This window comes from Streptomyces sp. NPDC036764 (assembly GCF_055609385.1).
Map to the genome: position 1 here is coordinate 276485 of NZ_JBVJPT010000008.1, position 14426 is coordinate 290910.

General features: G+C 71.0%; 14 protein-coding genes and 1 pseudogene. 9 read left to right on the forward strand and 6 right to left on the reverse strand.

Features of this window, described 5'->3' with window-relative positions; all coding sequences use genetic code 11:
- Positions 1-20: 20 nt before the first annotated feature.
- Together ACZ69Q_RS28115 and ACZ69Q_RS28120 are read right to left on the reverse strand one after the other, a co-directional pair.
- The gene (locus ACZ69Q_RS28115; protein WP_471046780.1) at positions 21-1508 is read right to left on the reverse strand and encodes a flavin monoamine oxidase family protein; all 1488 of its coding nucleotides are present in this window, start codon (positions 1506-1508) and stop codon (positions 21-23) included.
- A gap of 159 nt (positions 1509-1667) precedes the next feature.
- Positions 1668-2906, reverse strand: a complete 1239-nt coding sequence (locus tag ACZ69Q_RS28120) for a flavin-containing monooxygenase (RefSeq protein ID WP_471046781.1) — start codon at positions 2904-2906, stop codon at positions 1668-1670.
- Between the two features lie 198 nt (positions 2907-3104).
- Between ACZ69Q_RS28120 and ACZ69Q_RS28125 the strand changes: the two genes are divergently transcribed.
- The 3 genes from ACZ69Q_RS28125 to ACZ69Q_RS28135 all read left to right on the forward strand — a co-directional run bounded on the left by ACZ69Q_RS28125 (position 3105) and on the right by ACZ69Q_RS28135 (position 6224).
- Positions 3105-4052, forward strand: coding sequence for an RNA polymerase sigma-70 factor (locus ACZ69Q_RS28125; protein ID WP_471046782.1), 948 nt, complete (start codon positions 3105-3107; stop codon positions 4050-4052).
- Between the two features lie 151 nt (positions 4053-4203).
- On the forward strand, positions 4204-5409 hold the full coding sequence (locus tag ACZ69Q_RS28130; RefSeq protein ID WP_471046784.1) for an NAD(P)/FAD-dependent oxidoreductase: 1206 nt from the start codon (positions 4204-4206) through the stop codon (positions 5407-5409).
- Positions 5410-5546: 137 nt separating this feature from the next.
- Positions 5547-6224, forward strand: a complete 678-nt coding sequence (locus ACZ69Q_RS28135; protein ID WP_471046786.1) for an HNH endonuclease family protein — start codon at positions 5547-5549, stop codon at positions 6222-6224.
- Between the two features lie 112 nt (positions 6225-6336).
- Here the strand turns inward: ACZ69Q_RS28135 and ACZ69Q_RS28140 are convergent, their stop codons facing one another.
- On the reverse strand, positions 6337-6768 hold the full coding sequence (locus tag ACZ69Q_RS28140) for a VOC family protein (RefSeq protein ID WP_471046788.1): 432 nt from the start codon (positions 6766-6768) through the stop codon (positions 6337-6339).
- A gap of 93 nt (positions 6769-6861) precedes the next feature.
- Between ACZ69Q_RS28140 and ACZ69Q_RS28145 the strand changes: the two genes are divergently transcribed.
- The gene (locus ACZ69Q_RS28145; protein WP_471046790.1) at positions 6862-7851 is read left to right on the forward strand and encodes a helix-turn-helix transcriptional regulator; all 990 of its coding nucleotides are present in this window, start codon (positions 6862-6864) and stop codon (positions 7849-7851) included.
- A gap of 17 nt (positions 7852-7868) precedes the next feature.
- Here the strand turns inward: ACZ69Q_RS28145 and ACZ69Q_RS28150 are convergent.
- Positions 7869-8657 (reverse strand): annotated as a pseudogene (locus ACZ69Q_RS28150) (subtype B tannase); the annotation flags it as partial.
- Positions 8658-8855: 198 nt separating this feature from the next.
- Between ACZ69Q_RS28150 and ACZ69Q_RS28155 the strand changes: the two are divergent.
- The 5 genes from ACZ69Q_RS28155 to ACZ69Q_RS28175 all read left to right on the forward strand — a co-directional run bounded on the left by ACZ69Q_RS28155 (position 8856) and on the right by ACZ69Q_RS28175 (position 13198).
- A complete protein-coding gene (locus tag ACZ69Q_RS28155) occupies positions 8856-9302 on the forward strand; it encodes a DoxX family protein (RefSeq protein WP_471046792.1) in 447 nt (148 codons plus the stop codon).
- Positions 9303-9335: 33 nt separating this feature from the next.
- Positions 9336-9743, forward strand: coding sequence for a Zn-ribbon domain-containing OB-fold protein (locus ACZ69Q_RS28160; protein WP_471046794.1), 408 nt, complete (start codon positions 9336-9338; stop codon positions 9741-9743).
- A 24-nt stretch (positions 9744-9767) separates the two neighbouring features.
- Positions 9768-10373: a GNAT family N-acetyltransferase gene (locus tag ACZ69Q_RS28165; protein ID WP_471046796.1), complete on the forward strand. Its 606-nt coding sequence runs from the start codon at positions 9768-9770 to the stop codon at positions 10371-10373.
- Between the two features lie 120 nt (positions 10374-10493).
- Complete coding sequence (locus ACZ69Q_RS28170; protein ID WP_471046798.1) at positions 10494-11366, forward strand: GNAT family N-acetyltransferase; 873 nt, start codon at positions 10494-10496, stop codon at positions 11364-11366.
- Between the two features lie 281 nt (positions 11367-11647).
- The gene (locus ACZ69Q_RS28175) at positions 11648-13198 is read left to right on the forward strand and encodes an alpha/beta hydrolase (protein ID WP_471046800.1); all 1551 of its coding nucleotides are present in this window, start codon (positions 11648-11650) and stop codon (positions 13196-13198) included.
- Between the two features lie 115 nt (positions 13199-13313).
- On the opposite strand, the gene ACZ69Q_RS28180 is transcribed toward ACZ69Q_RS28175, so the two are convergent.
- Positions 13314-13970, reverse strand: coding sequence for a pyridoxine/pyridoxamine 5'-phosphate oxidase (locus ACZ69Q_RS28180; protein ID WP_471046802.1), 657 nt, complete (start codon positions 13968-13970; stop codon positions 13314-13316).
- A 27-nt stretch (positions 13971-13997) separates the two neighbouring features.
- On the reverse strand, positions 13998-14423 hold the full coding sequence (locus ACZ69Q_RS28185; protein WP_471046803.1) for a pyridoxamine 5'-phosphate oxidase family protein: 426 nt from the start codon (positions 14421-14423) through the stop codon (positions 13998-14000).
- Positions 14424-14426: the final 3 nt, after the last annotated feature.

The window sequence follows — 14426 nt, forward strand, 5'->3', positions numbered from 1 at the left end:
GGCGACGCCCGGCGGTGCGCTCACAGCACCGCCAGCACCTCCTTCGCCACCCGCTCGCCCGACCGCACGGCCCCGTCCATGAAGCCCATCCAGTACGTGGAGGTCTCCGTCCCGGCCCAGTGGATGCCGCCGACCGGCTCGCGCAGGGCGGGGCCGTACCGGGTCAGGACGCCGGGCGCGGCGATGGAGACGGGGCCGCCGCGGGTGTAGGCCTCGTTGTTCCAGCGTTGCAGGACGAAGGAGGTGGGGGAGGCCGCTTTCGCGCCGAAGTACGTCACGTAGTCCTTCAGCACGGCCGCCCGCACCTCGGCCTCGCTCGCCGCGTCCAGCTTGCGGGCCTCGTCGGCCTCGATGAAGCCCATCAGGGCGCCGAAGGAGGCGTCGGGCGGGGAGTTGTCGAAGGTCGAGCTGATCACGCCGGTGTCGCTGACGACCTGGCCGTTGAGTCCGTCGGCGCGCCAGAAGGGGGTGTCGTAGATGGCGATGGCCTTGCCCACCGAGGCCATCGGCAGGCGCTGGGTGAGCTGGTCACGGGCGGCCGGCAGGAGGGGGTCGTAGGTGATGCGGGCGGCGATGGGCGGGGGTACGGCCACGACGACCTTCCCGGCGGTGACCGTGATGCCGTCGGCGGTCACGACGTACCTGGCGCCGGACTTGGCGATCTTGCGCACCGGGGCGCCGAGCACCACCCGGTCGCCGAGAGTGGCGGCGAGCTTGACCGGCACGAGCTGGGAGCCGCCGACGAAGCGCAGTTCCTGGGCGCCGCCCGCGGTCTCGGTGAGGCGCTCCAGGGTGCCGGGGTTGGCGGCGTTGCCGGCGGCGGCGATGTAGAAGAGGACGAACAGGAAGGAGAGTTCGCGGGGTTCGGCCGAGAAGATCGACGTGCAGGCCACGTCGAAGAGGAACTTGGCGGACGGGATGACGGCGTTGGCGCGCAGCCAGGTCTCGAAGGTCTGCCGGTCCCATTCGTCGGCCTTCGCGGCGGTCCAGGGCGCGTCGAGCGGGATCTCCTTGGCGAGACCGTCGAGCTTGGCCTGCACGATCGCGGCGTTGGCCAGCCCGGCCGCGTCGATGGGCGGGACGGAGCCGAGGATGCCGTCGGTGGCGTAGGGGGTCTTCTTGCCGTCCTTGTAGAGGAGGTTGTTCCCCGTGTTGTAGGTGGCGAAGGTCTGTACGCCGAGGGAGTCGGCGAGGGCCCTGATGCGGTCCTGGGTGGGGCCGATGAACTCGCCGCCGCCCTCGGTGACGCCGCCGCTCGCCAGGTTCAGGCCCAGCACCCGGCCGCCGACCCGGTCGCGCGCCTCCAGGACGACGACCGACTTGCCGGCGGCCACCAGGTCGCGGGCGGCGGTGAGTCCGGCGAGCCCGGCGCCGACGATCGCGACGTCGACCTCGCGGGTCGCCGCGGCGGCCGTACCGGCGCTGGTTGCGGTGAGGGCCGCGGCGCCGGCGGTGGCGGCCGCGCCGCCGAGAAGGGAGCGGCGGGAGAGTTGTCTTTCGCGTGCCACGTGCGTCCTCCGTCGTACCGAGAGGGAGTGGAGCCGGAAAGTGAAGCCGAAAAGCTGAACAGGGCTCACATTCTGGCTCCGCACGAGGGCGCGGTACAGATCTCCCGCAACTTCTGACTCACAAGTAACAGGAGATCTACGTAAGAGAGTTGAGGGTGTCTACGTCACCGGCAGTCGCGAGACCCGTCGGCCGGCGTCGCGGTCGCCGGCGATGGCCTTGGCGATCCTCTGCGCGTCGATCGCCATCTCGCGGAGATTGCCGCTGATGGGGTTGGTGAAGCCGGTGAAGTACAGGCCGGGGGCGTCGGCCGGGGTGCTGCGGCCCTGGACGACCGGCCTGCCGCGCTCGTCGAGGACGCCGAGATGGCCGACGAGGTCCTCCAGCGCACGGACGTATCCGGTGGCCGCGACGACGGCGTCCGGCGAGAGACGGGTGCCGTCGGCGAGGACGACCTTCTCGCCCTCGAAGCCGTCGACGGCGGCCACGATCTCGATGCGCCCCTTGCGCACGGCGTCGATGAGGCCGACGTCGAGAACCGGGATCGCCCCTTCCCGGACCCGGCTGTAGAGCCCGCTGTCGGGACGCGGCAGCCCCTGCTGCGACAGGTCCGGCACGCTCAGCCTCGCCATGGGCCGGGCGAGCCGGTCGACGAGCCGGACCGGCAGCCGCCGTACGAGAATGCTGGTGAACTGGGCCGCCCAGCCGGCGGTGGAGCGGCGCACGATGTGCGGCACGGTCCGTACGGCCAGCCGCACCCGGGAGGCTCCGCCCTCCACCAGGTCCACGGCTATCTCGGCACCGGTGTTGCCGACGCCGACGACGAGGACGTCGCGGCCGGCGTACGGCGCCGGGTTGCGGTACTCGCCGGCGTGCAGGAACTCGCCGGTAAAGGTGTCGCGTCCGGGCCAGTGCGGAATGCTCGGGGTGTGGTTGTGCCCGGTGGCCACGACGACCGCGGCACCGGTGAGTTCACGTCCGCCGGTGGCGCGCAGCAGCCAGCCGGAGCCGTCGGGCGCGCGCTCCACGCGGGAGACCTCGACGCCGGTGACGATCTCCAGGTCGTGGTGCTCGGCGTACTTCTCCAGGTAGCGCACGACGTCGTCGCGAGCCACCCAGCGCCCGAACCGGCGCGGCATCGGAAGCCCTGGCAGGCCCGACAGCTTCCGGGTGGTGTGCAGATGGAGGCGGTCGTAGTGCCGCCGCCAGGAGGCCCCGACCCGGTCCGACTTCTCCAGCACGACGGCACGCAGTCCCTGGGCGCGCAGGGCGTACGCGACGGAGAGTCCGCCGGGACCGCCGCCTATGACGTAGACGGGGCGGTCGGTGGCGGGGTGGTCCGTGGCGTGCTCTGCGGCGGGACGGTCCGGGTGTTGGGGGTGTCGGGGGGTGTCGGCCATGGTTCGGAGCGTAATCACGCGCCGGGTTGATGGGTCTCGGTCAAGCCCGGAATTGGTTGCGGATCGATCACGGCTGTGGGAGGCCTGGGTGAGATGTGTGACGTAGGTCTCCTGGTTGTGGTTGTGGGGTGGACTTGGCGCGAGTCCGGACATGGCGCCCTGATGCGGTCGGTGGTGGGGGAGTTAGGATCCGGCGTCATGGCCCTGACCATGAACGACGTGGACCGGTTCGAGGCGTCCAGGCCCCGCCTGGAGGCCATCGCCTATCGCCTCCTCGGCTCGGCGAGCGAGGCGGAGGACGCCGTGCAGGAGACGTTCCTGCGCTGGCAGTCCGCCGATGTCGAACGGGTCGAGGTCCCCGAGGCATGGCTGACGAAGGTGCTCACCAACCTGTGCCTCAACCAGCTCACTTCGGCCCGCGCGCGGCGCGAGACGTACGTCGGCCAGTGGCTCCCCGAGCCGCTGCTCGTCGGCGACCCGATGCTCGGCCCGGCCGACACCGCCGAACAGCGCGAGTCGGTCTCGTACGCCGTACTCGCCCTGCTGGAGCGGCTTTCGCCCAGCGAGCGGGCGGTGTACGTGCTGCGGGAGGCCTTCGAGTACCCGCACCGGGAGATCGCCGAGATCCTCGACGTCAGCGAGGCCGCCAGCCAGCAGATCTACCATCGCGCCAAGAAGCACGTCGCTCAGGGCAAGGCCCGCACCGAGGTGGACGAGGCCACTGCCCGGCGGATCGTGGACGAGTTCCTCGCGGCCGCGACCAGCGGCAGGACCGAGCCGCTCGTACGGCTGCTCACCGAGGACTCCATCGCGATCGGCGACGGCGGCGGGAAGGTCCCGGCCCGCGCGAAGGCGTTCGAGGGTGCTCTCGCGGTCGCGAAGTTCATGCGGGGCCTGTTCAAGCCGAGCGAGGCCAAGCGTGCGCTGACCGGCGGCTCGCCGCAGATCTACGGCTCGTTCGCCAACGGCGGCCCCGCCCTCCTGGCGGTGCTCGACGGCCGGGTCATCGGGGTCATGTGCCTGGAGATCACGGCCGAGGGCATCGCCGCATTCCGCAACCAGGTCAACCCCGACAAGCTCGAACGGGCGACCAGGGTCTGGGCGGCGGAGGACCACGGGGAGCCGTTGCTGCTCAGCGCGTTCTGATCGAGTGAGGGGGGAGGGGTGGCGGTGAGGTCGGCCGTCCGGCGTGGTGGAGGGTCGCATGTGATGTGAGCTGCTTCACATCGCATACCTGTCAGGAATCGGTGGGCCGCTCGGTTCAAGGGGCGAATCCGCTGAAGACAGGAGTACGGACATGCAGCACCGCATCGTCGTCATCGGGGCCGGCTACACCGGAGCCACCGCCGCCGGGCGCCTCGCCAAGCGACTGCACCGCGAAGACGTCGCCATCACCCTCGTCAACGCCGAGCCCGACTTCGTGGAGCGTGTCCGGTTGCACCAGCTCGCGGTCGGCCAGTCGCTCAAGCCCCGGCCGTTCGGCGAGATGTTCGCGGGCACCGGCGTCGCACTGAAGCTCGGGAAGGTCACCGGCATCGACGTCGACCGCAGGACGGTCACCGTGGTCGCCGCGAACGGGGCAGCCGAGGCCGAGGAACTGGAGTACGACACCCTCGTGTACGCCCTCGGCAGCGGCTGGAACGACCACGGCGTGCCCGGTACGGCCGAGCACGCCCACGAGGTCGCCAGCCGCCCCGGAGCACTGCGGTTGCGCGAGCGCCTGGCCGGCCTGGACGCCGGACAGCCCGTGGTCGTGGTCGGCGGCGGCCTCACCGGCGTGGAGGCCGCGACCGAGATCGCCGAGGCCCGCCCGGACCTCGATGTCGCCCTCGCCGTGCGCGGCGGCCTCGGTGACTGGCTGTCGCCCAAGGGACGCCGGCACCTGCGCAAGGTCGTCGACAACCTCGGCATCACGGTCCACGAGGACACCGCCGTCGCGGCCGTCGAGGCCGACCGGGTGACCACCGCCGACGGCGGTTTCGTCCCGGCCGCGGTGACCGTCTGGACCGCCGGCTTCGCCGTCCACCCGATCGCGCAGGCCACCACCCTGGAGATCACCGGCACCGGCCAGATCGTCGTCGACCGGAGCATGCGCTCGGTATCGCACCCCGAGGTGTACGCCATCGGTGACGCGGCCATGGTGATGGGCCCCGGCGACAAGCCGCTGCGGATGTCGTGCGCCTCGGGTGTCCCGACCGCGTGGCAGGCCGCCGACGCCATCGCGGCCCGGCTGACCGGCGCGAAGGTCCCGACCACGCCGCTGCGCTACTTCAACCAGTGCATCTCGCTGGGCCGCAGGGAAGGTCTCATCCAGTACGTCACCGCCGACGACCGCGCCGTGAGTGCCGCGCTGACGGGACGACTCGCCGCCGCCTACAAGGAACTCATCTGCAAGGGCGCGGCGTGGGGCGTGGCCAACCCGACGGTCGGCATCCCGGCCCGGAAGCGGCGCGTCGTGGCGGAGGCGGTGCGCAGCGGTTCGGGGGTCAAGACGGCGGCGTGACGCGGGCGGGGGAGCGGGTGCCGTACGGCCGTCAAGCGGCCCACGGCACACCGGTCTGGTGAACTCACGCATCCACCTGGCTCATCCGTTCGAGTCGAGTCCCTCGAACGAGGTATGAACAGCCAATCCTACGATGTGTGATCAAGAACATCAGGCGAGCCGCGATGACGGCCGCACTCCTTCTCATGTCCCTCGCGGCACCCGCCCCCGCCCATGCGCAGGATCGTTCCCTCGAGACGTACACGTTCCCCATCGCGACCTCGGTCCAGCTCCTCCCGATCGCCGCGGAGGTGCGGGACGGCTACGAGCGCACGAGCTTCAAGCACTGGAACGCGGGCCAGATCCCCAGCGACGGCTGCAACACCCGGGCGGAGGTGCTGCTCGCCGAGGCGGTGGACCGGCCCCAGGTCCTGCCCGGCTGCAAGCTCTCGGGCGGGCGCTGGTGGTCGTACTACGACTCCAAGTGGCTCACCTCGGCATCCGCCCTGGACGTCGACCACATGGTGCCGCTGGCCGAGGCCTGGGACTCCGGGGCGTCCCAATGGACCGCCCAGCGGCGTGAGTCGTACGCCAACGACCTCGCCGTGAATCCGTCCCTCGTCGCCGTCTCCGCGGCCTCGAACCGCAGCAAGGCCGACCAGGACCCCGCCGAGTGGCTGCCGCCGACGGTCGAGGTCACCTGCCGGTACGCCTCGGAGTGGATCTCGACGAAGCTCCGCTGGGGCCTGACCGCCGACGCCGCCGAACGCGAAGCCCTCACCCAGCTCGCGGAGGCCTGCCCGGCGACCACCGTCACCTACGAGCCCGCACCGTAGAACCAAGACCCCACCCTTCAGCGCGGGGTGGGGCCTTGGCTGCACCAAGTCCTCGAGGGTGAGCTGCCAGTTCCCGGACTCGGCGGCCGCGTTCACCGGGAGCCCCGGGATCTCAGGGCTCCCGCGTGAGCGGCTGTGCGTGGGGTCGGCGTGTGAACTTTTCGATGGCCGCCGGGGTGACGGGGGTGAAGAAGTTGACGAGGTTGCCGTCGGGGTCGCGGAACAGCAGCGATCGGTTGCCCCAGGGCATCGTGGTGGGCTCGGTGACGAAGTCGGTGACGAGGCCGGTCAGGTTCTGGTGAACACGGTCCACGTCGTCGACGAGGAACTCGGTGATCACGCTGTGGTTGTCCGCCGGGCGGGCGGAGCCCGGGGCGAACAGCGGGACGGTGCGGGTGCCGGCGATCGCGAGGGTGGCGCCCGGGGTCCTGAGTTCGGCGAAGTCCTCGGTGGCCCATGTCGCCCGCGCCCCTGTGGCTCGCTCGTAGAACTCGACGAGGCGCGCTACGTCGCCGGTGATGATGCGGATCGAGACGAAGTCCATGGGGATCTCCTTGGCTGCGCTGGAGGTGTGCACTGCGCAGGCTAGGAGAAATAGTGGACAGAATCGGTCCTGTATTCGCGCTAGCTTGTGCACATGCCTCGACCCACCGGCCGCGTGCTGACACTCCTGGAGCTGCTGCAGTCGGGCGGCACCCGGACGGTGGCCGAACTCGCCGACCGGCTCGGTGTCGAAGGGCGCACCGTGCGGCGGTATGTGGACCAGCTCATCGACCTCGACGTGCCCGTGGAATCGGTGCGCGGCCGCTACGGCGGGTACCGGCTCGCCCCCGGGTACCGCTTGCCTCCGCTCATGCTCAGCGACGACGAGGCGCTGGCCGTGCTGCTCGGCCTGGTCGCCGGCCGCCGGGCAGGGCTGACGACGACGCAGCACACGGCAAGCGAGACGGCATCGGCCAAGATCCGGCGGGTGCTGCCCAAGCACATCGCCGGCCGGCTCGACACACTCCTGGAATCCCTCGCCTTCACGGACCGGCCCGGAGAGTTCGACACCCCGGACGCCGGGGTCCTGCTCACCCTCGCCGATGCGGTGCGCCACCGCCGACCGGTCTCGATCCGCTACACCGACCGCGACGGGCGGCGCAGCGAACGCACGCTGCACGCGTACGGAATCGTCGCCCATTCGGGCCGGTGGTACGTCACGGGCAAGGACGCCCGGATCGGCGAGGACCGAACCTTCCGGCTCGATCGCATCGCGGACGCGCGGACCCTGCCCGGTTCGTTCGAGGCGCCGGCGGGTCCCGGTCCGGCACAGCGCGTGGTGTCGGGGTTCGCCACGGCCGAGTACCGGCATGAGGTGACCTTGCGGATCCACGGGACGGCCGAGCAGATCCGCGCCCACCTTCCCGCCGGCGTCGCGAACTTGGAGGAACACGCGCCCGTGGCAGGCGAGGACCCGGCGACCGAGCGCTGGATGCGCGTCGAGCTGCGGGCGGAGCGGCTCGACTGGTTGCCTCCGGTACTCGCCGCACTCGACCGGCCGTTCGTCATCGAGCGTCCCGATGAACTGCGCGACCTCGTCATCGCGCTCGCCGATCGCCTCGCGTCCTCCGCCCGCCAAGCCTGACAGCGAGGAACCGATGTCATGAGGGCGGACAGCGCGCCGCCCGCGCTCGTGCCGGACGAGACGATGCGGTCGACATCGCCGGGTATACGGCCCTTGTTGGACCGCACGTAGCGGACCGCCGCCTTGAGGTCGACGATCGCCGCCGGGGCGACGCCGTAGTACGTGCCGCCGCCGTCGACCAGCGCGCGGCCGCGCGCGCCGGGTTCGACGACAACGTACCCCGCCGCCAGCGCCAGCTTCGGAAGGCTGACCATCGCGCGCTGTGCGTTCACCATGCCGTAGCCGCCGGACGCCACCATGCCGTTGCCGCCGGACGCCACCTCGCCCGAGGGCGACGGACTCGCGGAGGCTGACGCGCCAGGAGCGCCGCCGCCCGGCATCCCCGTCGCCCCACCACCCCCCACACCCGTCGCGTCCGCAACCGACGACGGCATGTACCCGCCCACCGAGTTGGCGAAGAGGACGGGCGCGTCCGTCGCGTCCACCGCCGTGCCGTCGATCTTGACCGGCACGCTGACGTTCAGGCACTGGTACGTCTCGTCGACCGGCTTGGCGACGTACGTGATCGCCTTGTGGAAGCGGTACTCCACCTCGTGCTCGGCACCTTCGGCGTCGGTGATCGTGGTCGTCAGGGTGGTGTACGCGTCCCTGTCGAAGGCGAGCGCGCTCTCCGGCGACGTGGCCCCCGCGGCCCCGGAAACACCCGCGGTCCCGGAAGCCCCCGAGGCACTCGCGCCGCTCGACGCCTGGGCGGTCAGTGCGATGCCCCCGGCCGCCGCGACCCCCGCGGTCGCCCCGATCCCCATGACCACGCTCCTGCGCCTGACTGCCCTGTGTTTCACGGCGGACTCTCCTCGGCTGCTACGGCTTCCCTGACTGCTTCCTCGGTCCTTGCGTCAGCGAACGTAAGCTCGTGCCGACGAAATTGCCAACAATTTCGTCGAACTCATCACGGACGCACGGGCGATTGCCAGGCCCTCTTTATCTGACGTACCGTCAGATCCATGGACGCGATCTGGCTCACAGGTGCGCAATGGCTGGCCGTGCTCCGCATAGGCCTCGGGCTGTGGTGGCTGGAGAGCTGGCGGCACAAGGACAAGAAGAGCTGGTTCGAGGGCGCGGGGATCGCCTGGGCGGCCGACGTGGCCGCCAAGCACCGCTGGAGCGCCGTACGTTCCGGCTTCGACGTCGTCGTCAAGCCCCGGCCGCGGACCATGGCGTACGTCGTCCTGTACGCGGAGCTCGCCCTCGGACTCGGGCTCGTTCTCGGGTTCCTGACCCCGATCGCCCTCGTCGGCGGGCTGCTGCTCAACCTTCTCTACTTCTTCCTGATGATCCACGACTGGGCCGAGCAGGGGCAGAACTCGATGATGGCGCTGATCTCGGTGGTCGCGCTGTTCGGGATGTCCTGGCAGTCGTGGTCGGTGGACAGCGCGCTGGGGCTGTTCTGACGCGAGGGGTTCGTACCGAAGGGGCCTGGTCCGATGAGTGAGCCGCGCTACGACATTCCGGAGGCCGACGCCTTCACCCGTACCTACTGGGACGCGGCCGCGGAAGGGCGGCTGCTGATCCGCCGCTGTCACGGCTGCGGACGCGCCCACCACTACCCCCGCGAGTTCTGTCCCCACTGCTGGAGCGAGGACGTCGCCTGGGAACCCGCCGGCGGCCGGGCCACCCTCTACACGTGGTCCGTCGTGCACCGCAACGACCTGCCGCCCTTCGGGCAGCGCACGCCCTACGTTGCGGCCGTCGTCGATCTCGCCGAAGGGCCCCGCATGATGACCGAGGTCGTCGGGTGCGCGGACCTCGCGCTGCTGCGGGCCGGGATGGAGCTGGAGGTCGTCTTCCGGGACGGGGTGCCGGTGTTCCGCCCCGAAGCGGTGCCGAGTTGATCGCCGGGTGGTTTCAATGAGCCCATGACCATCGCCGGCGGACCACACCACCCCCATCCCCGTCCCCTCCCCGGGCTCCACGCGTACGGCCTGTCTCTGCGCCCCTGGGACGCGGACTCCGAGGCCGACGTGGAGAGCTGGTTCCGGGGACGCACCGACCCGGAGTTCCGGCGCTGGAACACCCCGCTGCGCATCACCACCGACCTCGACAGCGCCCGCGACTCCCTGCGCACCGCGGCCGAGAACATGAGGGACGGCACCTCGGCGGCGTTCCGCGTCTCCGACGCCGCCACCGGCGCACCCCTCGGGCACGTCGGCGTCAACGTCATCAACCGGGTCATGAGTTCCGCCCGCGTCGGCTACTGGGTGCTCCCCGAGGCACGCGGCCGCCGCGTCGCCACCCACGCGCTCGCCCTCGCCACCCGCTGGGCCCTCACCGAACTCGGCCTGCACCGCCTCGAACTCGACCACGCCGTCGGCCACGACTCCTCCTGTCACATCGCCGAACGATGCGGTTTCCGCTACGAGGGGACCCTGCGGGGCGCCATGTGGGAGGCGGGGCGGCACGACGCGTACCGGGACATGCACATGCATGGCCGGCTGGCCACGGATCCCGACGTCGGCCCGTAGCCCCGGGCGCCGGTGAACCCGGTGCTCGGCAACCCCCGCCTGGCAGTGGCCTCTTGTGTCGGGTTGGTGTCCACGGCTGAAAACGGTGCACAGCCTCCCCGGCACGCGGGATCATGAGCTATGCGCCCGGACGACTGGTACAGCACCCAGGACCTCACCGCCTTTCTCGCTCACGCCGGCGGCTTCCTGCGCTCACGCCCCGATCTGCACACCGTCCCCCTGACGGTGACCGAGACGCTGCGCACGAACGGGCTGCGTGCGTACGGCGACGAGGCGCCCGTCTTCGGCGCGCTGGAGCTGGACGGGCAGGTACGGGCCGCCTACTTCCGTACCCCGCCCTACCACCTGAACATCACCCCCCTCACCCCCGAGGAGGCCGACTCCCTCGCCGCCCATCTTCTCGGCCTCGGCCAGAGCGTCCCGGGTGTCATCGCGGCCCGCGAGACCGCCGAGGCCTTCAGTGCGGCCTGGCGCCGGCACGGGGGTGCCCGGGGCACGGTCAGACAGCGGCAGCGCCTGTACCGGCTCGGCAACCTGACCGTTCCGCAGCCCGTGCCGGCGGGCCGGGCGCGGGTCGCGGGCAAGGAGGACCGGGAGCAGGTGACGCGCTGGCACGCCGAGTTCGTCGAGGCCGTCGGTCATGTCGCCGCGCGTGACGCCGGTGCGTGGGCCGACTCACGGATCTCCTACGGCGGCGTCACCTTCTGGGAGGGCGAGGACGGCACCCCGCTCGCCATGGCGGGTGTGACCCCGGTGGTCGCCGGGCAGGTCCGGGTCGCCCCGGTCTACACCCCGGCCCCGCTGCGCGGACGCGGCTACGCCGGAGCGGTCACCGCGGCGGTCACCCGGGCCGTGCTCGCCTCCGGGGTGCGCGAGGTGCTGCTCTTCACGGACCTCGACAACCGGACGAGCAACAGCCTCTACCAGCGCATCGGATACCGGGCGGTGGCCGACTTCGCCGCGTACGACTTCCGCGGGGTGCGGGGCTTCTAGGCTCGCCGACGCCCGCGAGAGGTACCTCCGACGGGCGGCCTCAGGTATCTCCGACGGGCGGCCTCAGGTATCTCCGACGGGCGGCCTCACGTATCCCCGGCGGGCGGCCTCTTGAGTAAGACGGTGCGCAGCCGGTCGCGGTTGTGCGACTCGGGGACCATCTGACAGATCCGTCCGTCCATCCATGGACGGAGGAAATCTGCCTCATTGATGGATTCGCCCAACTCCACCGCACGAAAGGGTTGCTGCGTCTCATACGCAACAACCCGAGGACCCCCCACGTGCGAAGCAGTCGAATAGCTACTGTCCTGGCGGCCGGTGTCGTCGCCACCCTGGTTCCCGCGCTCGCACCGGCCACGGCGTCCGCCGCGGCGAACCCCCTGGACCAGTACCTGCGGCAGACGCCCGCCTGGCACCGCTGCGACAGAACGATGCCGGCGAACTTCCAGTGCGCCACCATCAAGGTGCCCCTCGACTACAGCCGTCCCGACGGCAAGAAGCTCGATCTCGCGATATCGCGGCTGAAGACGAGCACCAGGGCCGAGCGTCGCGGTGTGCTGCTGCTCAACCCGGGCGGACCCGGCGGTACGGGCCTGGACATGCCGCAGATCATGGCGACCGAGCTGCCGAAGAGCGTGAAGGCCAAGTACGACCTCATCGGCTTCGACCCGCGAGGCATCGGCCAGAGCTCGGGCGTCGGCTGCGGCATGACGGAGGCGGAGCAGAACTGGGAACGGCCGTACAAGGCAGCGACGTTCGCCAAGGACGTCAAGTGGGCGCGGACCGTCGCCGAGAAGTGCGACGCCAAGCAGGGCGACAAGCTGCGCCACATCACCACCCGCAACACCGCCCGGGACATGGACGTGATCCGTGCCGTGCTCGGCGAGAAGAAGATCTCCTACCTCGGGTACTCGTACGGCACCTACCTCGGCGCGGTCTACACGCAGCTCTTCCCCAAGCGCTCCGACCGCATCGTCCTGGACAGCGCCGTCGACCCGGCCAGGATCTGGCGCGGCATGATCCAGATCTGGGCGGAGGGCACCGAGCCCGCCTTCACCCGCTGGACCGAGTGGACCGCCGAGCGCGACTCCACATACAAACTGGGCAAGACTCCCGAAGCGGTCCGCAAGACCTTCTACGACATCGTCGCCCAGGCCGACCGCAAGCCCATCGAGCTCGACGGCTCGAAGATGAACGGCGACGAGATCCGCTCCATGAGCCGCGGCACGTTCTTCTCCGTGCGTGACGCCGCCGAGTGGGTCGTCCAGTTGAAGAACGCCGCCGCGGGCAGGCCCGCGTCCGGTGACCGGGCGGACCGGACGCCCACGCCCGCTCCGCCGTCGTTCGCCCGCGAGACGCCCGCGGACAACGGCACCGCCGGCTTCTGGTCCGTCGTCTGCGCCGACACCCGCAACTGGCCGCGTGACCCCGAGCAGTACCGCGCCGACGCGATCCGCGACAAGGCCAAGTGGCCGCTGTACGGCGACTTCGTCTCCAACATCATGCCGTGCGCGTTCTGGAAGAAGAGCGGCTCCGAGCCCGCCACCAAGGTCGACAACAAGGTCGGCGCGCTGATCCTGCAGAACGAGTGGGACTCCCAGACCCCGCTGGCCAGCGGCCAGGGCCTGCGCCGGGTCATGAAGGGCTCGAAGATGGTCACCGTCCTCGGCGGAGTCGGGCACGGCATCTACGGCTCCAAGTCCTGCGCGGACAAGACGGCCACGACGTATCTGACGACCGGGAAGCTGCCGGAGAAGGACGCGACGTGCAAGGCCGCGCCGGCGTCCCGTGAGCGGGCCGTCAATCCGCTGCCGCTGCCGACGGTGCGATAGGTCGTCGGTTGTGTGCGGGGGCCGTCGTGGCTGGTCGCGCTCACGCGGCGGTGGCCGCAAATTGATGACGGCCCCGCGCCCCTTTAAGGGGCGCGGCTGAACCGTCGCGGACTTCTCAGGGCCACAGCAGTTCCCGCGTCCACCCGTCCTCCGTACGGCGGTACAGCAGCCGTACATGGCGGCGGGCCGCGTCGCCCTGGAAGAACTCGACCTCGTCCGGGAGCAGTCGGTACAGCGTCCAGGACGGGACCGGGGCCTGCGGCTCGTGCTGGGCGCGTTCCCAGGCCGCCTGCGACTCGCGCGCCAACTCCTCCAGGGAGGACAGCACTTCGCTCTGCCTGCCGGTCAGGGCCGCCGCCAGCGCGCCGGTCGAGCGGGCGTGCAGGTCGGCCTGGGACTCCGCGGACGGGGCCGCCGTCACGGGGCCGCGCAGGCGCACCTGGCGGCCCTGGGCGGGCCAGTAGAAGCCCAGGGCCGCGTGCGGGCGGGCGGCGAGCTGGCGCCCCTTGCTGCTGCCCACGTGCGTCGCGAAGGACCAGCCGGACGCGTCGGCGCCGTGCATCATCACGGTCCGTACGTCCGGCAGGCCCGCCTCGTCCGCCGTGGCGAGGGACATCGTGTGCGGCTCCGTCTGCCCGGCCGCGACCGCCTCGGCGAACCAGGCCGTGAACAGCGCGAGCGGGTCGGCGGGCGCGGCGCCCGGGTCGAAGGACGGCAGCTCGACGTCCCACACGCGCAGCGACCTCAGCAGGTCATGAAGATCCGTTCCCATGCCCCGATTGTCACGTGCGGCGCCGGCTCACACCTGCCCGAGGTCCGACGAGACCCACCGCTCGGGCCGTACCCGGACGACCACCTGCTCGCCGTGGTTCTTCCAGGCGAAGTCGACATAGCCGTCGACCTTCTCGGCCGGGAGATAGCGGGCGGAGATCTCCCGGAGCTGTTCGAGGGTGGCGGGGGTCGTCCCGACGACCGGTCCCTCCACCGACACGTACCGGATCGTGGGTTCGAGCCGGTCGACCATCAGGGACAGCCGGCCCGCCGCCTGGATGAGTTCGTTCTTGCGGGAGTCCAGCCCGGTCATGATCCACAGCTCGCCGCCGGGCTCGTACTGGTACCAGATCGGCACGGTCAGCGGCGCCCGCCCCGCGCCCGCGTCGACCGCCAGCGCGGCGACATGGGGTTCGGCCAGGAACTGTTCACGCTCTTCGCGGGTCAGGGCCATGCC